The sequence below is a fragment of the Methylomonas sp. BW4-1 genome (assembly GCF_052474385.1).
Map to the genome: position 1 here is coordinate 1,356,153 of NZ_CP184125.1, position 20,535 is coordinate 1,376,687.

The following is a 20,535-nucleotide window of genomic DNA, read 5'->3' on the forward strand; positions in this document are numbered from 1 at the left end:
GACAGAAGAGCGTTTTTTGTATAGTAATGTACGTGTGGTTGTGTACCTCTAGAGTGGCGATGGTATGAGCATTGTTTAAAAAATGATGCTATAGCTCCATAAAACATATTTGTTTTATGTGTCATTTGAGATGCATTCAGGCAAATCTATAAAGGTATTATCGATACTGAGTCGGAAAAAACCGACATAAGTTAGTATAAAAAATAGATCAATCAGAAACGGATCCGCTAGCCTGGTCACTTCCGTTGCTCCGAGAAGGAAATGAGGTTCAAATTGAATGGAATAAAAAATTTATATTAAAGCCGAAACTTAGGCTTTTAAATAATTAAATTTACAAGCCTCTGTTTTTTAAACAGAGGCTTACAATCAAAATATATGCAAAATACAATTGCTGCTTTAAGAGAAGCTCTAAAGGCCGAATATCCAACAGAAAAACTAGAGCTTGGCTCAACGCTTGCGCCTATAATAAATAAGCACTTACCAGAAGACAAAAATTTAAAGTCATTGTTTGGTGGGCTAAAGAATCTAATTCAGACCCACTTTGAAAAAGAAATCACATTTCACGCTAAGAAGGGAAAAGATATTCAGTACAAGATTTCTTTTAACCATGAAAACACACTACCCGCCCCCCTCCTTGAAATCTCATCAAGAGAAATCCTAAAACATTCCATTGATTATCTTTCCGACGAACAAATAGATCAGATTCAATTGCCAATAAACATAATAACCAAGGTTTTATCAAAAATTCGATAGAAAGAATCATGAATGAACCAGATAGTTATCATTATTGTTTCTGCTGGCGCAAAAGATGGATTATGCAAAAAGCTAGATGAATACGCTGGATTCAACTGGCAAAAATCAAATCAATTGGCATTAATTGAACTCCCAAGAGGAATAAAAAAAGCTGCAACTTATGATTTCATCGATACTGAAATCAAAAGATTATTTCCTCTCCAACATTCAAAAACAACCTTTGATTTATGGGTGCCTGATGACGTTTTCATCAACACAGCCTTACTCGATAAAAAAGGCAAGTATTCAATTAGCCCCTTGGTTTCAACAAAAAACCTACGAAAATCGGACTCCTTAAACAAAAAATTAAAAGCGTCCCGCCTTGATTGGCTCTCCAGAGCCACATCCGTTCTAAAAAGATATAATTACGACACTATAAATGAAGAGCAAGTTGAGCATTGGCTGGATCAATTCAAGATCTTAAATGCTTACCAAATTGGAAAAAACTTAATTGGCTTATTCATTATTCCAGAAACAAATGAAATATTTAGTTTTTTTCAAGAAAAACTAGGAAAAAATAATCGCATACTTGCTTTTCACGAAGATAAAAGCCTAGGAAAAAGCGGGGCATTTATTAGCACATTATTAAGTAAGATTGACGACAATTCCCTAAGAAAAGCTCATGAAGCAATCGATGACAACATAGCATCACAACCAATATTCATTGTTGAAGATGGTCTATTTTCCGGCACTGAAACATGCAGCATATTGGAGTCATTACAAAACAAAAAAGTCCCCCCAAAAGTACCGCCACTCAAAAACATAGAAAACATAAACTCAAAGCAAATTACATTACATTTTGCCGCCGTTTGCGACCTTGGCTTAAGGAATGTAATGAGTTATTTAAGCGCCAATAACCTCACCAATATTAAAATAGAGGAAGGCTACATTAATTTCAATGTATCTAACAATACGCCTGAAATCGATCCTTATATTTTTCAAGAATTACACAACTGGAAACCAGAGCAAAAACAAAAAGCTCAAGAGTTATGTAAAGACATTGGAAAACAACTATGGCGCTTATATATTTCTCAAAAATTTGGCAACGACTTTGACCAAAACAAATGGCCAACAGCGCGGATTGAACTTTGTTCACTTGGAAAGGACGGCATAGGCCTAGCATTTGCTTTCACTCACTCAGTCCCAAAAGCAACTTTGCCAATATTTTGGGCTAGAGGAGAAGTCTTTCTAAACGTGAATGGCCATAACAAAAAAATATATTGGGAACCTTTATTTAAAAAAATATCGTAAATATTAGATAGCCCGCATCGATCCGGCTGGTCCCGCTTGTTTCACTAGCCCCCAAGCTTCAGTTTGGGGGAATGCTATCTCGTAAGCTCTAGTTTACTATCCACATCCGGACTGGAAGCTTGGGCTTCCGAGGCCAGATCTAACCCTTCAAGCCAAGTGATTCACAACATCCATGCTCCAATGCAAAATCCCGATTACATCGATACCCGTTTCGCTGTTCAGATAAAAGATTAGATGCCGTCCTTCCGGGAAGCAGAAATAGCCGAGCTTGATGTCGTCGCGCGGCTTACCTAATTGCGGATGCTCGGCCAGCCAAGTAAAGCGGTCAAAGAGGTTGCGCAAGTAATGGTCGGCTTGTTCGGCACCCGATTGGCGGTGGCTATAAGCCCAGATTTGTTCCAAATCGTCCGCAGCCCGTTGCCGAAGACGATATTGCGGCTTCATTGGCCGTATTTTTATGCATCGCTTGCATAAATTGCTCGCCGTCGAATGCTTCGATAACCGGGCTGTCTTCCCCTGCTTGCAACTTGGCCCGTATGGCTTCGAGCTTTTGGTCGTCTTCTTCCAGTCGCCGCAGACCGGCGCGCACGACTTCGCTGACCGACAGAAAACGACCTTGCCGTATCTTTTCTCGAACATACTAATCTAAATGTTCGCCTAATATGACGGATGTGTTTCTTGGCATCGCTTAGCTCCATATTGTTGGTATTAGATGCTAATACATTCTGCCCGATGCGGCAAAATGTTCAGGCCACTGGCATAAAACTGGAAATCTTAGCTGCCAAGGCGGGGATGCCCAATTTGGAGCTTCTCTTGTTTCCAAGCTCCAGCTTGGAAACACTCTATCTCGGAAGCTCTAGCTTCCTATCCACATCCAGACTTGAAGCAGGAGCTTCCAAGGCCGGGGTTCCCAAGCCGGAGCTTGGGAACCAGAGCCCTAGCCCGGATCGACAAGGCTCATCGCTAAATCAGCCCGCACCGATTTGAATAATCTGATTCAACCGCTCGCAAACCTGAGTGAACAAATCGCTCGGCAAGACCTTGAGCGGATGAGGTTTGGCTTTGCGTAAACGCCAGTCGAAGGATTTGGGTTGGTGGCAGAGCACATAGCTGGTTTGCTCGGCTTTGCGGCCGCCGGCTTTACCGACCGCTACGGCAAACGGATTGTCGGCGTTGTAGGCGGCGGTGGTCATCGGCAGGCCTATCACCAGCGAGGTTTTTTCGTTGAAGATACGTGGGGAGAGCACCAAAAACGGATGGATGTCGCGCATTTCCTGGCCGACTTGCGGATTGCAATCGATCCAGATGATGTCTTGCCTTTCTGGTATCCAGGCCGCTGTTTGCTTGTGGCTTACCAACGTTCGGCACCGATTGCTTCTGCGGTTGCCATGGCTTCGCCGCCGTGCCGCTCGGGATCGAAACGGGCCAAACGTTGTTCCAACGTTAAAGCTTCGTCGGCTAACGGGGTGATAATCACCTTGTCATCTTCAACGGATACCCGTACTCGTTGATGGTTGTGCAAATGGGCTGCTTTGGCAATGGCCGCCGGTAGGCGCACGCCCAGGTTATTACCCCATTGTTTGATGTCGAGTATGGCTTCGGTCATGATGTTTCTCTGGAATGTTTAAACGTGAGTATAAACATGGTTATATATTCGGGTCAATTTTGTGAATTTCTCTAATCCTCTGGGGTTCCCAATCCGGAGCTTGGAAACCAGATCGACCGGCTGGTCGATAGGTCACTCCAATTCCCCATCCATCTCTAACGCCCGCATCTCCAAGCCTTCGATTTCTTGTAACGATTTGCCGGCAATCCCTTGCAAGTCGCCGTACATGCCGACTGTGGCGTTCATCACCCGCTCAATTTGCGCTTCGCGTTTGGCCCATTGTTTCAGGATGGCTTTGCGCTCTTTGTCCAAGTCTTCCTGCATGGTGGAGAAGGCTTCGACGATGGCTTCGACCCGCTGCCTAAAGCGCGGGCCGGTCAGGTATTGGTAGACCATCTCTGTCTTGCCGTGCTGGCCTTCGGCGGCCAGGCGGGCCAGGCCGATTTCCAGCAGGGTGTGGCGCAGGATGGTGGCGACCGGCAGGGCGGCACGGGGGCTTGTGACCCAAACGCCGTCGATGACGTCGAAGGTTTCCACGTCCTTCGGCAAAGCCTGGCTGACGATGACCGCCAGTTCGGCCTTGGCGGCGCGCTGGTCTTCGCGCAGTTTCACCAGCCAGCCGTCGCTCCAATTTTTGGTGCGCTTGGATTCCCACAAGATGTTGCCGGCCGGGGTGCCGTTCGGGCCGTTGACCCGTTGCAACACGTCGCCGCCGAATTCGCCCTTGGCGACCGGTTCGATACTGTCGAACGGAAACTTGCCGCGCAACAGGTTTTCCAGTTCCAGTTCCTGGACTTCGCCTTGCAGTTGCTGCGAGCCTTGTTCGGCTTTTTGTTTCAGTTCCTCGATTTTTTGCTGCATAGAGGCGATGGTTTGGTCCTTTTCCATCACCCGCAGTTTCAGGCCTTCCTCGGCTTCGCGTTTAGCTTGGCTGCGCACCTCAGCCAGATTGGTTTGCACGCGCTTTTCGATGGTCAGTTCCAGCTCGCGTTTGGCGTCATCCAGTTCGCGCTGCTTTTTGATCAACTCGGCTTGGGCTTGTTGGGCTTCGGCCAGTTTGGCGTCGCGGACTTTCAACACTTCGTTCAAGTCGGCTAATTCGCGGTTCTTGTGTTCCAGTTCGGCGGCAGCGGCTTGCTTGGCTTTACGGGTTTCTTCCTCAATGACCCGCTGGCGCTCGGCTTGCAGTTGCTTGGCAACTTGCTCTGCGACTTGATCGTCCAGGCCGCGCTTGGCTTCGGCCAGTTGTTTTTCCTGATCTTTGATACCCTGCTCGCGCAAGGCAATCGCTTGGTCTTTTTGTTGTAGCTGTTGCTCAAACTGTTTACGGGTGGCAGCAATTAGCGGCGCGGCCAGCGATTCGGTCAACGGTACTTGCGTGCTGCAATTGGGGCAGGTGATGGTGGCTTCGGTCATGTTTAGGGGCTTTATATAGAGATTCGGAATACGCAGGTATTGGCGCCGGACACACTTGGCATTTTGACCCCAGCATCCGTGCCGGGTCAGGATTTACTGCGTTTGATGGATAGGCACAAGCCGATATTTATCTACGCTGTCTAGCGGCTAAAGCATGGTCGCCCAAGGATTCCAGGTCGGCCAGCCCATGAATTTCGCAGCGTCCGCCGCGAGCGATATAGTCTTCCCGGTAATGGGCGATAAACTCCATCACGGTGTGGTCGATCAAGTCGGCGGCGCTTAAATCGAAGATCACGGTTTGGCCGTCGGCCAGGCTGGCTACCTGGCTTTTTAGCGCCAGAAAATTGGAGAACAAAGCTGCGCCGCTGACTTTAACAATCCAGCTGTTTGGTCCGTTGGCTTGCAGTTTAAAAGATATAGACAGCAAGTTGCCCAAGGGTACGCCGCGGCCGATGTGCAGCAACAATTTGGCGGCGATGCCGATCAGCACGCCGACTAACAGATTGCTGGCCAGGATCGCGCTTATGGTAATCACGAACAAAGCCAGTTGCTCCTTGCCCAAGTCCATGCTTTTGGCAAAGGCTTGCGGCGAAGCCAAGCGATAGCCGGTATAAACCAGCAGCGCGGCCAAAGAGGCTAAGGGTATTGTCGAGATCAAGTCCGGAAACAACACCACAAATAGCAAGACGAAGCCGCCGTGAAAAAAATTAGCCCAGCTGCTACGGCCGCCGGCGTCTATGTTGGCTGAGCTGCGGACGATTTCCGCAATCATCGGTAAACCGCCGATCATGCCGGACACCACGTTGCCGATACCTACCGCGCGCAATTCCTTGTTTAAGTCGGAGTAGCGTTTTTCCGGGTCGAGCTTGTCGACGGCGGCGGCGCTGAGCAGGCTTTCCAGGCTGCCCACCAGGCAGATTGAAATCACACTTTCCCAAAACGCCAAGGCGCTCAGTTTGCCAAAATCCGGCAGGTAAAAACTGGCCAACAGACTGTCCGGGAATGTCACCAGAAAGTGCGATGCAAACAAAACATCTTTAGGAACGATGAACGCTTCGCCCGGCTGCAATTGGTCGAGCTGGAATAGATGGCCCAGCAGGATGCCGGAGGCGATGACGATAATCGGCGCCGGAATCTTGCGCAGCAAAGGCTGGTGAATCTGCGGCCAGCCGACCAGCACCACGATACCGGCTAGCGCGATCAAGCCGATTTGCGGCATGAAGTAAATCAGGCTGTGCGGCAAAGCCACGATGCCGGACAGGATACTGGCACCTTGGCTTTGCACGCCGGCCATCACCGGTAATTGTTTGCTGATGATGATAATGCCAATCGCCGCCAGCATGCCGTGTACCACCGAAGCCGGAAAAAATGCCGCCAAGCGGCCGGCTTTGAAGTAACCCAGCACGCTTTGCAAGGCGCCGGCAATGACGATTGCCGCCAAGGTGTAGCGGTAGCCGGCCATTGCATCGCCGTCGCCGAGGGTTTGCACTGAGGTTAGTATCACCACGATCAAGCCGGCCGCCGGGCCGGTAATAGTGAGTTGCGCGCCGCCGATGCGCGATACCAGCAACCCACCGACGATGGCGGAAATGATGCCGGCCATCGGTGGAAAGCCGGAGGCGACGGCGATACCCAGGCACAAGGGCAAGGCGATCAGGAATACCAAAAAGCCGGCGGTAAGGTCTTGCCGCCAATGATTTGCTAGCGAGGGTTTTTGCATGAATTCTCCGGGTAGGTCGCATGGCCCGATACGCACGCAGTTAAACGGGCAATGAATTGGATGAGGTTTTTATTCAATCATAACCAGTTTTTTCCGAACGTTATGAAGTTTGTGGGCGGATGCCCGTTCCGGCTTTTTGTTACGGGTATGGCTAAGCGGGTGTTGAAGGTCGCACCCGCAGGTTGGTTTTAACGTTTGCCTAGGCCTGCGACAGTGCGTCGCAGGCACAAATAAAACGGGCCTAGCCTGATGATTCGGGTAAAATGCGCCGGCCAATTCTGGTCTTTTTTAACACTGAGAACCAGCTGTTTCCAGTTTCTTTTCCCGCTTAAATTAATGAATATGCACATTGTTGCTCGCGTAATTTTTGTCTTTTTCTGTTTGTTGTCAGGGCCCTTGCTGGCCGCCGATTCGGGTAACTCCAGCTTTCTGGTATTAAATTATCACGACATTCTCGAAGAAGAAGAGCGGGTGCCGCCATTTGATCGGATAGCGGTCAATAAAGACCATTTGGCCGATCATTTTGCCTGGTTGAAACAGAACAACTATCACGTGATCAGCGTCCAGGATTTACTGGATTGCATGAAGGGTGACAAGGTGTTGCCGACTAAAGCCGTGATGTTGACCTTTGACGACGGCTACCTGAGTTTTTATACCCGGGCCATGCCTTTGCTGAAAAAGTACAAATATCCTGCGACCTTGGCGGTAGTCGGGTCTTGGTTGGAGCAGCAAAATGTGCCCGGTGTTAAACCGTTGATGACGCCGGCGCAGATTCGCGAAGTGGCGGACAGCGGTCTGGTCGAGATTGCGTCGCACACCTATGATTTACATCACGGCATCGTCGCCAATCCGCAAGGCAATCAACAAAGCGCGGTTACTTCGCGTTTGTACAGCAACGAATACGACGAATACGAGAAAGACGAGGACTATCGCAAACGGATTTTCCAGGAAGTGGATAAAAGCTCCGAGCGTTTGTTTCAGATATTGGGCAAGCGGCCGCGGGTGATGGTGTGGCCTTACGGCGAATATAACGCCATCGCGCTGGAAGCAACGAAATTGGCCGGCATGCGTCTGACCATGGGCCTGAACGACGGCGCCAATACCCTGGCTGATGCGTACGTGATGAAGCGGATGATGATCACCGACGACGTCAATGCCAAGCAGTTCGGCGAAATCGTCAAAAACCAGCGGGTTGGCCAGGAATTGCGGGTCGCGCACGTGGATATGGATTACATATACGACGATGACGAAGAGCAGACTGAGAAGAATTTGGCCTTGGTGGTGGAGCGAATTAAAGCCAGCGGCGCTAATACCGTTTATCTGCAAGCCTATTCTGACCCGGACGGCGACGGTAATGCCGACAAGCTGTATTTCCCGAATCGGCATTTGCCGGTACGCCGGGATATGTTTAATCATGTGACCTTGCAATTGCGCACGCGGGCCGGTGTGCGTGTGTATGCCTGGATGCCGATCATGGCGTATAAAGCCGATGTGCCGCTGAAATGGTACGTGAAAGAATGGCGCGACGGCGAGCCGCAGCTATCCCGGCATATCTACACGCGGTTGTCGCCGTTTAACCCGGAAGCACGGCAGTTTGTCGGCGAGATTTATGAAGACCTGGCCAAACATTGCGACTTTAACGGCATTCTGTTTCACGACGACGGGATTTTGTCGGATTTTGAAGACGTCTCGCCGTTGGCGATGGACTTCAGTCGTAACGTCTGGGGCATGCCGGCCGAGTTCGACAAGATCCACGCATCCAGCGAGTTACGCCTGCGCTGGGCGCAGCACAAAACCGAGTTGATCGGCCAGTTCACCGATTATTTGACCGACAAGGTCCGGTTTTATCGGCCTTATATCAAAACCGCCCGCAATTTTTACTCCTTGCCGCTGCTAAAGCCTTATAGCGAAGAATGGTATGCGCAGTCTTTCCCGGCGTTTTTAAAGCACTATGATTATGTGGCGGTGGAAGCGATGCCTTTCATGGAAGAGGCGGAAAATCCCAAGCAGTGGTTGATAGAGTTGGTGGAAAAGACCGCGCAATATCCGGGCGGTCTGGACAAGATGGTGTTCGAATTGCAGGCGGTCAATTGGAAAACCAAGCAGGATATTGCGATGCCGGTGTTTACCGAGCAATTCGAGTTATTGAAAAAACACGGCGCTAAGCATATTGGTTATTACCCGGATAATGTTTTTAACGATCAGCCAAAGTTGGCCGAGCTGAAAAAATTCTTCCCGGTTTCGAGAAAGGATTAAACGATAAATGGAGAACTTGTTAGGTCAAGCCTGGGTGCAGCAATTTATCGACTGGTGGTTGATCACCCTGGAATATCTGCAGGAAGTGCCATGGTGGCAGTTCAACGAATGGCTGTCGCGCTTTGTGTTTTATTATCCGTTGCTGATGGCTTACGTTTGGATGTTGGGCGGCATGATTTATTACGTGCGCTGGGAGCGGAATCGCGGCAATGTGTTGTCCGATCTGCCGCAGTTACCCGAATATCCGTCCGTGTCGATTCTGATCCCTTGCTATAACGAGGGCGAGAATGTCCGGGAGACCATTGAATATCTGCTGCATCAGGAATATCCCAACTACGAAATTATTGCGATCAATGACGGCAGCAAAGACAACACGCTGGAAATTTTGCACGAGCTGGCCGACCAGCACCCACAAATTCGAGTGGTCAATTTAGCCAGCAATCAAGGCAAGGCGGTGGGTTTGCGCACCGCGGCTTTGTTGGCCAATAGCGAGATTTTGATCGGCATTGACGGCGATGCCTTGCTGGCGCCGAATGCGACGGCCTGGATCGTTCGGCATTTTCTGGAAGATCCGCATGTCGGCGCGGTGACCGGTAATCCGCGTATCCGCAACCGTTCCACTTTGCTGGGCAAAATTCAGGTTGGGGAGTTTTCCGCCATCGTCGGCATGATTAAACGTGCGCAGCGTTCTTATGGGCATGTATTTACCATTTCCGGAGTGATTGCCGGTTTCCGGAAAACCGCCTTGCACGATGTGGGCTATTGGAGTCCGGACATGGTCACCGAGGACATCGATATTAGTTGGAAATTACAACTGGCCGGCTGGGCGATACGGTTTGAGCCGAATGCCTTGTGTTGGGTATTGATGCCGGAGACGCTCAATGGCTTGTGGAAACAGCGCAGTCGCTGGGCGCAGGGCGGGGTCGAGGTATTGTTACGCTATTTCCGGCCACTGTTTAGCTGGCGTTCCCGTGGCATGTGGCTATTGTATCTGGAATGTTGTATCAGTTTGACCTGGGCGTTTTTGGTGGTGGCGATGCTGGCGCTGGTGCCGTTCGAGTGGCTTAGCAGTGAACCTCAGGAGGCTTTGGAGGATTTGTCGCCGCATTGGACCAGTATGTTGTTGTGCGTCACCTGTTTGATTCAGTTTGCCGTAAGTTTGACTATCGATTCCAGTTACGAACGCAAGAGCGGCGGCTCCGCGCAGCATTACTACTGGATGATCTGGTATCCGATTATCTACTGGCTGATCAACGTTGGCACCACTATTAACGGCTGCATCAAGGCGTTACGCAAAAAGCGCGGCCAGCGCGCGGTTTGGGTGACCTTGGATAGAGGCCTGAGGCAAAAATGAAAGACATCATCATCAACCAACCGCATTTGCAAAGTTTCCAACAAAAATGCGGTTCGGCGTTTATGTCGCTATTAAGCTGGATACTTTGGCTGTACTTTTTGTGGCCCTTGTTTACGCTCGGTGCCTGGCTGATGGGTTTGAAAAGCTTGTCCGACGAGATTCGTTGGTTTGGCGGGTATAAAACGCTGTTGGAATTATTGCAGTTGTACGGCGAGATTGTGGTGATCATTGCCGCTATTTGGTTGTTTTGGACTTTGTATTTGTCCTGGCTGCATTCCAGCGTCGCCCCGAAGCGCACCGCACCGGTGACCGACCAACAATTGGCGGTGGCGTTTAAAGTCGATGAGACCCTGGTAACGGCGGCGCGAGCCAGCAAGAAAATAACGGTACACTTCGATAATCACGCGGTGATTACCGATATAGATTCGCAGTAGTCGGGATTGCTTGGTCGCGGTTCTGCTTTTCGCAGTGTTGATGTTACACTGCGCTAGGCGTAATCAAGGACTTATTTTATGCAACTTGCAATCACAGTGTTGGGCAACAAGTCCAACGGTTTTATCGCGGAAATCCTGTCGGCGCTGAGTGCCTGTCAATGCAGCGTGGTGGAGCTGCGCACGTCCAATCTGACTCAAATCACTGCGGCTTACGTGCTGATTGCCGGCAATTGGAATCATATTGCCAAGCTGGAAGGCATGCTGGAAGCGATAAAAATTCGCTTCGAAATTCAGATGAGTTTTTTACGGCCGGATGAAATGCCGCCGGTATTGGAGGGGGTTCCTTATACTCTGGAAACCATTTCCATGGATAAGAACGACGTGCTGTTTGCGGTCACATCGTTTTTGTTGGAAAGAGGCATTTGTATCGAAGAAGTCACGGCCAGCCGCCATCAAGCGGCATTTTTTAACACACCGGTGTTTTCCACAAAATATGTATTGCTGGTGCCGCCGGAAGTACGAATTTTATCGCTGCGTGAAGAATTTCTGGATTTTTGCGACAGCTTGAATATCGACGCTATTCTTGAACCCATCAAAAGGTGATCTGATGACTTTAGCCACTCTCGGCTCCGCCGTTCCCGATTTCGAAATTGCCGCTACCGGTGAAAAAACCGTCAAACTGAGCGATTATCGCGGCAAAAAAGTCGTTTTATATTTTTATCCCAAGGACAATACCCCCGGCTGTACCCAGGAAGGTCAAGGCTTTAGGGATAATATCGAACAGTTCAAGCAATTAAATGCCCTTATTCTCGGTGTATCGCGCGACAGCGTGAAAATGCACGAAGGCTTTAAGTGCAAACAGGAGTTTCCGTTCGATTTGCTATCTGACCAGGATGAGAGCCTTTGCAATTTATTTGATGTCATCAAAATGAAAAGCATGTACGGCAAGCAAGTGCGAGGCATAGAGCGCAGCACTTTCGTAATCGACGAAGACGGCGTGTTGGTCAAGGAATGGCGCAAGGTCCAAGTTAAAACCCACATCGCCGAAGTGTTGGATTATTTGCAATCGGCCGTTTAATAGACCGGTGCCAGTCCATTCCTATTGATCATGCTCTTCACTTAGCGTCAGACTAAGCAAACGACAGTCTAAGAATCCTGTTTTGCCTTACACTGGCTAAGGCAATTAAACCCTTCGCCCCGCTCAGGATTGTTTAATCCGGCGGTTTTGGCGATAATGAACTCAGTTTTTAATCATTTGGACGAAACACATGAACGAAATGCTGTCTTCAGGGATTGAGCTGATGCTGATAGGCATGGGTATGGTCTACGCATTTTTGGCCATGTTGATAGTAGCTATAAACGTGATGTCCAAGGTGGTTCGCCGCTATTTTCCGGAAATACCTGCTAAGTTTTCAGACCAACCTCTCGTGGCAGGAAATGATAAGGCAGTTATTGCCGCTATCACCGCCGCTGTTCATCAATACCGCAAAAAACACAAGCACGGATAATCATACCCACAAGGTAGCAGTACTCGGCCCAAAAACGTCATTAGGAGAAAAGAGTGGAAAAGGTAAATAAGCCCCTAGGAATTACTGAGGTGGTTCTACGCGACGCCCATCAGTCAATTCTGGCGACCCGGCTACGTATCGAAGACATGCTGCCGATTTGCGAGCAGCTTGATCAAATCGGTTACTGGTCTATCGAATCCTGGGGAGGCGCAACCTTTGATGCCTGTATTCGCTATTTGGGCGAAGATCCTTGGGAGCGTTTGCGTTTGTTGAAAAAAGCCATGCCCAACACGCCCCAGCAAATGCTGTTCCGCGGCCAAAATATTTTGGGTTACCGGCACTATGCCGACGATGTGGTCGATAAATTTGTCGAGCGTTGCGTGGTCAACGGTATAGACGTATTTCGGATTTTCGATGCGATGAACGATATGCGTAATATCGAACGTGCGATTAAAGCCGTGCTACATACCGATGCCCATGCTCAAGGTACCATTTCGTACACCACCAGCCCGGTGCACACGATCAAGAAATGGGTCGAGCAAGGCAAGCAAATCGAGGACATGGGGGCGCATTCTATCTGCATCAAAGACATGGCCGGATTGCTGACGCCTTACGATGCTTATGAGCTGATCAGCAAGCTGAAAAAAGCTGTGGCGATTCCGATTCATATGCAATGCCATGCCACCACGGGTTTGAGTGTGGGTACGTATATCAAGGCCATCGAAGCAGGTGTAGATAATCTCGATACGGCGATCTCGTCGCTGAGTATGACCTACGGCCACAGCCCCACCGAAACAATCGTGGCGGCCATGGCCGGCCAAAAGCGCGAAACCGGTTTGGATTTAATCAAACTGGAAAAAATCGCCGCTTATTTCCGTGAAGTGCGCAAAAAATATGCGCAATTCGAAGGCAGCTTGAAAGGCGTCGATGGCCGGATTTTGGTCTCGCAAGTGCCGGGCGGCATGCTCACCAACATGGAAAGTCAATTGCGCGAGCAGGGCGCCGCTGATCGTTTCGATGCGGTGATGCAGGAAATTCCGTTGGTGCGTAAAGACCTGGGTTATATCCCGCTGGTGACGCCCACTTCGCAAATTGTCGGCACCCAGGCGGTGTTGAACGTACTGGCCGGCGAGCGTTATAAAACTATCAGTAAAGAAACGGCAGGCGTACTGAAAGGCGAATACGGCGCTACCCCAGCACCAGTTGATAAAGATTTACAGGCCCGCGTTTTGAATGGCGCTGAGCCGATTACGTGCCGACCGGCGGATTTACTGGAAGCCGAGATGGACAAACTGGTTGCCGAAGTAAAAGCCAAAGCCGAGGCAGAAGGTGTGAAGCTGGCAGATAGTGTTGAAGAAGATGCTCTTATCGATGGCTTGTTTGCACAAATTGGCTGGAAGTTCATTCAAAACCGCGGTAACCCGGCGGCTTTTGAACCAGTGCCGGGGATAGAGAGCGCGGCAGCGCCGTTGCCGGCAGTTGCCCAGAAATCCGGCGTCGCTGAGACTTACACCGTTAATGTCGATGGAAAAAACTATCACGTAGCCGTGGCGCCGGGCGGTGCCGACTTAGTCGTCAAACCGGTTACAGTGCAGTCCGTTTTGGACAGCGGCCCCATGTTGGCAGCGACCGCGCCTATCGTTAGCGGCAGTGGCTTTGTGGAATCGCCACTGGCCGGGGTGGTGCTCAAAGTCAATGTCAATGTCGGCTCCCACCTCTCCGAGGGCGATGTGGTTTTGATTATGGAAGCGATGAAAATGGAAACCGAGATCCGCGCCAAAGTCGCCGGTATCGTCAGCGCGGTAAACGTCCGTCAGGGCGATTCTGTAGCGGTCGGCGACGTATTGGTCACCTTGTAATAATTCTTATCGTTAAAAAGTAGTCTTGGTCTTATAGCTTGGGACCGAGATCTAAGTAATCCTCTGATCAGCTATTCGCGCCACGCTGCTGGCTGGCGCGGGTATCAGTGATTCTGATCAAACAACCGATTTAATACATACTCCATGGAAAATCTTAGACTGTTGTGGGAAAGCACGGGTATTTATAACGTTACCGGGCCGCAAGTAATTATGATGGCGGTGGGTTTTTTATTGTTGTATCTGGCTATCAAGAAAGGCTTTGAGCCTTTACTGTTATTACCCATAGGCTTTGGTGCGGTGCTGAGTAATATCCCGGTTGCCGGCATGATAGACGAGGGCGGTATCCTCTACTATATGTATGGCGGTATCAAGGCCGGCATATTCCCGCTGCTGATTTTTATGGGTGTCGGAGCGATGACCGATTTCGGACCGATGCTTGCCAATCCCAAAACCCTGTTTTTGGGCGCCGCTGCGCAATTCGGTATTTTTGCGACTCTATTCGGCGCTCTGGCGTTAAATGCGGTTCCGGGCATGGATTTCACGCTTAAGCAAGCCGCAGCCATTGCCATCATCGGCGGTGCCGACGGCCCGACAGCGATCTATGTAGCGTCCAAATTGGCCCCTGAATTGTTGGGGGCGATTGCCGTGGCGGCTTACTCTTACATGGCATTGGTGCCCTTGATTCAACCGCCCATCATGCGCGCATTGACTAGCGAGCAAGAACGGCGGATAGAAATGCAGCAGCTCAGAGTAGTCAGCAAGGCGGAGAAAATCGTTTTTCCATTAATGCTGCTGGTTTTGACCGCTATGTTGCTGCCGTCGGCGGCACCGCTGGTCGGCATGTTTTGCTTGGGTAATCTGATGAATGCCAGCGGCGTGGTGGACAGGTTGAGCAAAACCGCGCAGAACGAATTGATCAATATCGTCACGATCTTTCTGGGTTTGTCGGTTGGCTCCAAGCTGAGCGCCGAGGCGTTTTTAAAAATGGAGACACTGGGTATTTTAGGCCTGGGCGCAGTCGCTTTTTCTATCGGTACCGCCAGTGGCGTAATAATGGCAAAAATTATGAATCGTTTCAGCAGTACGCCGATTAATCCTTTAATTGGCGCTGCCGGTGTTTCCGCCGTGCCGATGGCAGCCAGGGTAGCCAATAAAATAGGCTTGGAAAGCAACCCGCATAACTTTTTGTTAATGCACGCCATGGGACCCAACGTAGCGGGTGTGATCGGTTCCGCCGTGGCCGCGGGCGTGTTGTTGAGTTTGGTGCGTTAACACTAAGACTCTGTATGAGTGCTCAGTCAGCCAAGGATAAGCCTATCAAGGTACTTTGGCTGACATCAAGTTATCCTCGCAGTAAAGACGACAGTGCTTCGGTTTTCTTGCGCTATTTAGCGGAAGCCCTGGCCAACCAGAAAGTTAGTCTTCATATCCTTTCCCCTGATCATCCGGAAGTCCAAGCCACTACGCAACCTGACGGTATAGTCTGCCAGCATTTTCGCTATTTTTGGCCGCGTAAGCTACAAATGTTAGCCTACGGTTCGGGGATTTTACCCAACTTGCGGGCGGCGCCATGCCTGTTTTTGCAGGTGCCTTTTTTCATTATGTCCATGACTGTGACTGCGGCCTGGATTATGGTTGTCCAGCGGCCGTCGTTGATACACGCCCACTGGATTTTTCCGCAAGGCACAGTGGCGGTATTTCTAGGCAAGCTGCTCAGAATCCCGGTGTTGGTTACTGCCCACGGCGGTGATGCCTTTGGATTGAAGGGGGTTTTTGTCAGAGTTATAAAAAATTGGACCATCAAAAATTGCTCGGCATGGACCAGCAATACTAGTGCAACTTCCGCTGCTGTAGGTTCTGATCTACCCAAACCACAGATAATTCCGATGGGCATTGACTGCAAGAAATTTGCAGGCGCAGATTGCGAAAGAACGCTAATGGGAAAGGGCCCGAAAAAACTAGTGCTGTTGTTTGTCGGACGTTTAGTGGAAAAAAAGGGTGTAGCCGATTTACTGAGAGCCTATGTCTTGCTACCAGAGATATTACGAAAACAAACTGAATTGTGGATTATCGGTGACGGATATGAGCGTAAAAAACTCGAAAGCTTGGCGAGGAACATTCAACACGTAAATTCGATTCGTTTTTTGGGGCGTATTCCGAACCAGCAGTTGCCTGGGTACTACGCTGCTGCCGATATGTTCATTGCACCGTCCATTATCGATATCCAAGGCGATACTGAAGGTCAAGGGGTAATGTTATTGGAAGCGATGGCGAGCGGTTTACCGATCATTACAACTAATGTCGGCGGAATTAGCTCTGTCATAGCTCATGGAGAAACTGGGCTGTTGGTAAATCCAGGCAAACCTATTGAAATTGCCGCCGCCATTGAAAAACTACTTAACGATAAAAATTTCCGAGAGACCTTGAGCATAAAGGCATGCAAAGCTGCACAAGATTACGATTGGCTAACAATCTCTAGTAAATTCGTTAATTTATACAGAGAGTCAAATTCGATACGAGACAAATGAGTTTTGAAGTTAAGGAAAGTGTCAAAGCTGAGATAGCTTGCGTAATAGTCACATACAATCCAGATAGAAATATATTTTATTCGGTGATTTCACAATTGTTGAAGTCGCATGTATCTATATATATTGTAGATAATTGGTATTCCAATGAGTCGACTGGTTATGTAAGGGAATTGGCTAAACAGCACTCTGATCGGATTAGGTTGATTTGTTTGGAAACAAACTGCGGTATTGCCAAAGCCTTAAATATTGGGGTCGATCAAGCGATAAAGGATAGTCATAAATACGCGCTTTTGTTAGATCAGGATAGTATCCCACAGGATGGTTTGCTTGAGGAAATGCTAGGCACAGCAAATCTGCTTTCGAAGACTGAGCCGCAAACAGCGGCGGTTGGTCCACGCTTGTACGACCCTAGATCAAATAGTTATGCCAAGTTTGCTTTGCTTAAATGGGGTGTTTGGAAAAAAATTGGGTGTGAAACTAATTTAGGAAATCTAATTAAATGTGAATTTCTTAATTCGTCGGGTAGTCTTATTTTTTTAAGGCACTGGGAAACTATCGGCTCTTTTTATGAAGATTTTTTTATAGACCACGTGGAAACAGAGTGGTATATGAGGGTTAGATATTTAGGATTTAAATGCTACGGTTTATGTAGCAAAAGCCATCTGATACATTATATGGGTGATAAAGTATGTCGTTATTGGTTTTTCGGTTGGCGCAATATGCCGCATAGGTCCCCGGAAAGACACTATACAATAGTAAGAAACGCCATTTGGCTATGGAAGTTTGAACATGTGCCATTTTCTTGGATTCTTAATGCTTCATTGAAAATTATATTTACATTTTTATATTTTTGTATTTTTGATGGAAATGGAAAAATGCAAGCAAAATATATATTGACTGGGATTAGGGATGGACTGAAAAAAAACTCTCGTTTTTTTGATAATACGCACGATTTATGAGTAATTTTTAGTATGCCCTATAAATTTACTGCTTAATAGCATGCTCAATTTATTGAATGGTCAGTTTTAAATGGGCTGTTTTTAAAGTAATGGGCTGAGTCGGAAGTGAACGCAGAATTGTCAATTAAATCGCCTTGACTAGTTTTTTGAGCTACAACCAAAATATGTAACGGTTCAATAGCTTCAGCCGCTATAATCTTTAATTGCATGTAGTCAATGAGTTTAACGGCAAGATGGGTGTCAAAAACATGGTGATGAAAACAGCGATTCTCAAAGTTTCGTTCAGAACGGGCCTTAAAGCAGTCTATGTCGCCAGCTTGCTGGTCACGCTCTAAGTCATGTAATGCAAGAATTTCTGGCATATGTGTAAGGTCATCTTCTCCAGTATTCGCCATAAAGTCAGAAATAAGATGTTCCATTGTGGTCACCGGTCGGCGATGATCGAAAGTGCCATCTTTGTGCGGAAGCAATACTACTAATAAGCTATTATCTTTCAATATTCTGATCCACTCAGATAATGCTAGAATTGGGTTTGCGGAATGTTCGAGCATGTGTGATGATAATAGAAAATCATAAGAATTCGATGCAATATTCGTCAAGTTGGTTGCTTCAAAAAAGAATTGCCAGCCTGGCTTTTTCTTGGGATTAAAATAAAATGTTTGTCCGTTTTCAATAGTACCTTCCCAAGTCGTCTCGTTCATATAATTGCAATTATCAATTCGAGATGCAACAGAATAAACTGGGAAAACTTCTTTTTTCATAAATACTGAGCTCGGTCCCCCAATTTCTATGCCTATTTTACCTTTAAACGAATGCCGTAATTCTGGAAAGCACTTGGCTTGATATAGTGATATATTAAGAAAATAAAGATAGATGGATCTTGCTAATCCAAAAAATCCTTTTTTAAGTAAAATAGCTTTAGCTTTTTTAATCATATTTAGGGAATATCTCTAAAGATTTAAAAATCGTCAATGCCTGGACGTAACGTTGATTTTAACCAAGGAATTGATGCCTAGTTATACTTCTTGTAAAACGATAGCTTGTGTTGCATGGGGGATGACGTTCAGTAGTTGTCATTTGGCCAAGATTAGTCATGATACTAGTGTATTGGAGATTAAATTCGTAAATATTGTTTCGGTTAAGTCGTTCGGTGCCCAGAGAGGGTGGAGGTCGCCAAACAATAAGCGATTTGAATGTTTGTTAGAAAGAGATCCCTGCGTGTTCACTCTGCTGACGATTTATATAGCTTGGTGTGGGCCTGGTTCAAAAGCTGACGGACAATTCCCCAGTTGATATAGCCAGAAACGGATTAACTGAATAGATCAAAGCGTTGGCCGCAGCGTTCAAAAATGGAATCTAAAAGGTCGTTTTGTTGGCTAGTCATGACTTATTATAGGATTTGCTTGGAGGAGGGGCAGTACTTCACCTGTTATGCCTGGGTGATTGCTCAAGTTGGCTGAGGCCTATGGGTAATCCTGTTGGATTTTAGCAGAATTATTTTTAGGTGCTAATTTTTTATTTTAGAGAATATCTTATATAATATTAGTACTTTATCAATTAGATTATAATAAATAGTCAAAAAAGCACGCGCGGGTGGCGGAGAGGGTGATCTTTTTAGGGGGGGGGCAATATTTAAAATAGTTTGAAAGGGGTGTGAATATATGTCTATAGAATTGTCAATTGAATATTTATAGAAAACTTCCTCTTGTGCATGTTCTATCATTGTAGTTGTTTTTATCTTGCCAAGAAGGATATTCTCAATTGCTAAAAACCAAGATTTAGGGTTGTTTTCCACTAGAATACCATTTAGGCCGTTATTAATACATGAGCAATATGGTGTAATGTCGCTATAAATTCCGAGAATGCCAGCGGCAGAATATTCGAGCCATTTAATATTGCTTTTACATTGATTAAACTTTGTGTCTTTTAGTGGTACTAACGCAATATGTATATCCAATTCCTTAAGACAAGAAGCATAGTCTTTGTAGTTTGGTTTGAAGTCGATGCTTCTAACTGATGGATGGTTACGAAAGGCCTTTGGGGCATCCCCGAAGAAAACTACATTAACTCGATCCTTATATTTTTTTAATATTTCGAAAACAGGTTCCTTTATGATCGCCCAGTCTTCTTGGTGTGTGGCTGTTCCTGATACCAGTATATTAAACTTATCGTGGTGCGGGCTTGCTTTGCTGAGGAATAAGTTATAGTTTACGAGGTTTTTTATTACATGAATGGGTCGGTCAGTGTATGGAGTTAATTCATTTTTTAATGGTGCTGTTGAAACAGTAGTTAAGTCAGCTTCTTTTATTAGCCATTTAATATATGGTGAAACTGTCTTAAAATAAAAAATACGAGGGTGTTCCGGTTGATTATCGAGAAGTAAATCATCTAAATCGTAAACAACGGGAATCCCTATGTTTAATAAATATAATAATAGCTCTGCGGTTTTTTTGCTTGGAAAATCTCGTTGAATAATGATTAAATCTGCATTTTTAGTTGGGTTGATGTCAAAGTTTTTCTTTAGGCAATTTTTTCTAGTATTCCAAATGATATTCCAGTTAAGTGATGATATAGGATAAAGAAGTCTGATAACAGAGCATGCATCCGTTGTGCAACCTTTTGAATAGACAGATACTGTTACGGCTTTTTTTAATTGAATTTCTTTCATTTGGCGATGCATATTTCTTAAATGTTACCAATTATTTCAAATGGAAAAACTATCCAAAAACTTAGTTTCAACAATAAAGCTCTTTATGTATGATATATCGAGTTGTTATAGTAGTATGGAGGGAGCCAAGTTTTGAGTATTTATGCGTCAATCATGATTTTATAAATAAAAACTGCTGTGATTT

At 47.2% G+C, this 20,535-nt stretch carries 19 protein-coding genes and 1 pseudogene; 12 read left to right on the top strand and 8 right to left on the bottom strand.

Features of this window, described 5'->3' with window-relative positions:
• Positions 1-375: 375 nt before the first annotated feature.
• Both ACH5Y9_RS06335 and ACH5Y9_RS06340 read left to right on the top strand, forming a co-directional pair.
• On the top strand, positions 376-753 hold the full coding sequence (locus ACH5Y9_RS06335; protein WP_064041797.1) for a hypothetical protein: 378 nt from the start codon (positions 376-378) through the stop codon (positions 751-753).
• A 12-nt stretch (positions 754-765) separates the two neighbouring features.
• Complete coding sequence (locus tag ACH5Y9_RS06340) at positions 766-2,043, top strand: phosphoribosyltransferase-like protein (RefSeq protein WP_445368961.1); 1,278 nt, start codon at positions 766-768, stop codon at positions 2,041-2,043.
• A gap of 147 nt (positions 2,044-2,190) precedes the next feature.
• Here ACH5Y9_RS06340 and ACH5Y9_RS06345 read toward each other — a convergent pair whose 3' ends face one another.
• The 6 genes and pseudogenes from ACH5Y9_RS06345 to ACH5Y9_RS06370 all read right to left on the bottom strand — a co-directional run bounded on the left by ACH5Y9_RS06345 (position 2,191) and on the right by ACH5Y9_RS06370 (position 6,785).
• A complete protein-coding gene (locus ACH5Y9_RS06345) occupies positions 2,191-2,487 on the bottom strand; it encodes a type II toxin-antitoxin system RelE/ParE family toxin (protein WP_445368962.1) in 297 nt (98 codons plus the stop codon).
• Positions 2,423-2,671 (bottom strand): annotated as a pseudogene (locus ACH5Y9_RS06350) (type II toxin-antitoxin system ParD family antitoxin); the annotation flags it as partial. The pseudogene ACH5Y9_RS06350 and the gene ACH5Y9_RS06345, both read right to left, overlap by 65 nt.
• A 340-nt stretch (positions 2,672-3,011) precedes the next feature.
• Complete coding sequence (locus ACH5Y9_RS06355) at positions 3,012-3,401, bottom strand: type II toxin-antitoxin system PemK/MazF family toxin (protein WP_445368963.1); 390 nt, start codon at positions 3,399-3,401, stop codon at positions 3,012-3,014.
• Positions 3,395-3,649 (bottom strand): AbrB/MazE/SpoVT family DNA-binding domain-containing protein, encoded by a 255-nt coding sequence (locus ACH5Y9_RS06360; protein WP_064041794.1) that lies wholly within the window; start codon positions 3,647-3,649, stop codon positions 3,395-3,397. Before ACH5Y9_RS06360 ends, ACH5Y9_RS06355 begins: the two co-directional genes overlap by 7 nt.
• A 132-nt stretch (positions 3,650-3,781) precedes the next feature.
• Positions 3,782-5,065: a DUF2130 domain-containing protein gene (locus ACH5Y9_RS06365; RefSeq protein ID WP_445368964.1), complete on the bottom strand. Its 1,284-nt coding sequence runs from the start codon at positions 5,063-5,065 to the stop codon at positions 3,782-3,784.
• A gap of 127 nt (positions 5,066-5,192) precedes the next feature.
• The gene (locus ACH5Y9_RS06370) at positions 5,193-6,785 is read right to left on the bottom strand and encodes a SulP family inorganic anion transporter (RefSeq protein WP_445368965.1); all 1,593 of its coding nucleotides are present in this window, start codon (positions 6,783-6,785) and stop codon (positions 5,193-5,195) included.
• A 336-nt stretch (positions 6,786-7,121) separates the two neighbouring features.
• On the opposite strand from ACH5Y9_RS06370, the gene pgaB reads away from it, so the two are divergent.
• The 10 genes from pgaB to ACH5Y9_RS06420 all read left to right on the top strand — a co-directional run bounded on the left by pgaB (position 7,122) and on the right by ACH5Y9_RS06420 (position 17,683).
• Positions 7,122-9,041: a poly-beta-1,6-N-acetyl-D-glucosamine N-deacetylase PgaB gene (pgaB, locus tag ACH5Y9_RS06375; RefSeq protein WP_445368966.1), complete on the top strand. Its 1,920-nt coding sequence runs from the start codon at positions 7,122-7,124 to the stop codon at positions 9,039-9,041.
• A 7-nt stretch (positions 9,042-9,048) separates the two neighbouring features.
• Positions 9,049-10,395: a poly-beta-1,6-N-acetyl-D-glucosamine synthase gene (gene pgaC / locus ACH5Y9_RS06380; protein WP_445368967.1), complete on the top strand. Its 1,347-nt coding sequence runs from the start codon at positions 9,049-9,051 to the stop codon at positions 10,393-10,395.
• A complete protein-coding gene (pgaD, locus tag ACH5Y9_RS06385) occupies positions 10,392-10,829 on the top strand; it encodes a poly-beta-1,6-N-acetyl-D-glucosamine biosynthesis protein PgaD (protein WP_445368968.1) in 438 nt (145 codons plus the stop codon). Before pgaC ends, pgaD begins: the two co-directional genes overlap by 4 nt.
• A 78-nt stretch (positions 10,830-10,907) precedes the next feature.
• Positions 10,908-11,432: a glycine cleavage system protein R gene (locus ACH5Y9_RS06390; RefSeq protein ID WP_020482067.1), complete on the top strand. Its 525-nt coding sequence runs from the start codon at positions 10,908-10,910 to the stop codon at positions 11,430-11,432.
• Positions 11,433-11,436: 4 nt separating this feature from the next.
• The gene (locus tag ACH5Y9_RS06395) at positions 11,437-11,907 is read left to right on the top strand and encodes a peroxiredoxin (protein ID WP_445368969.1); all 471 of its coding nucleotides are present in this window, start codon (positions 11,437-11,439) and stop codon (positions 11,905-11,907) included.
• Positions 11,908-12,097: 190 nt separating this feature from the next.
• Positions 12,098-12,337: an OadG family protein gene (locus tag ACH5Y9_RS06400; protein ID WP_445368970.1), complete on the top strand. Its 240-nt coding sequence runs from the start codon at positions 12,098-12,100 to the stop codon at positions 12,335-12,337.
• A 53-nt stretch (positions 12,338-12,390) separates the two neighbouring features.
• Positions 12,391-14,196, top strand: a complete 1,806-nt coding sequence (gene oadA / locus ACH5Y9_RS06405) for a sodium-extruding oxaloacetate decarboxylase subunit alpha (RefSeq protein ID WP_445368971.1) — start codon at positions 12,391-12,393, stop codon at positions 14,194-14,196.
• Positions 14,197-14,340: 144 nt separating this feature from the next.
• A complete protein-coding gene (locus ACH5Y9_RS06410) occupies positions 14,341-15,468 on the top strand; it encodes a sodium ion-translocating decarboxylase subunit beta (RefSeq protein WP_026604452.1) in 1,128 nt (375 codons plus the stop codon).
• A 14-nt stretch (positions 15,469-15,482) separates the two neighbouring features.
• Complete coding sequence (locus tag ACH5Y9_RS06415; RefSeq protein WP_445368972.1) at positions 15,483-16,724, top strand: glycosyltransferase family 4 protein; 1,242 nt, start codon at positions 15,483-15,485, stop codon at positions 16,722-16,724.
• On the top strand, positions 16,721-17,683 hold the full coding sequence (locus ACH5Y9_RS06420) for a glycosyltransferase family 2 protein (protein ID WP_445368973.1): 963 nt from the start codon (positions 16,721-16,723) through the stop codon (positions 17,681-17,683). The genes ACH5Y9_RS06415 and ACH5Y9_RS06420 overlap by 4 nt, the downstream gene beginning before the upstream one ends.
• A 44-nt stretch (positions 17,684-17,727) precedes the next feature.
• Here ACH5Y9_RS06420 and ACH5Y9_RS06425 read toward each other — a convergent pair whose 3' ends face one another.
• Both ACH5Y9_RS06425 and ACH5Y9_RS06430 read right to left on the bottom strand, forming a co-directional pair.
• A complete protein-coding gene (locus ACH5Y9_RS06425; protein WP_445368974.1) occupies positions 17,728-18,618 on the bottom strand; it encodes a methyltransferase domain-containing protein in 891 nt (296 codons plus the stop codon).
• Between the two features lie 572 nt (positions 18,619-19,190).
• Entirely contained in the window at positions 19,191-20,351 is a 1,161-nt protein-coding gene (locus ACH5Y9_RS06430; protein ID WP_026604457.1) for a glycosyltransferase family 1 protein, read from the bottom strand.
• Positions 20,352-20,535 lie beyond the last annotated feature (184 nt).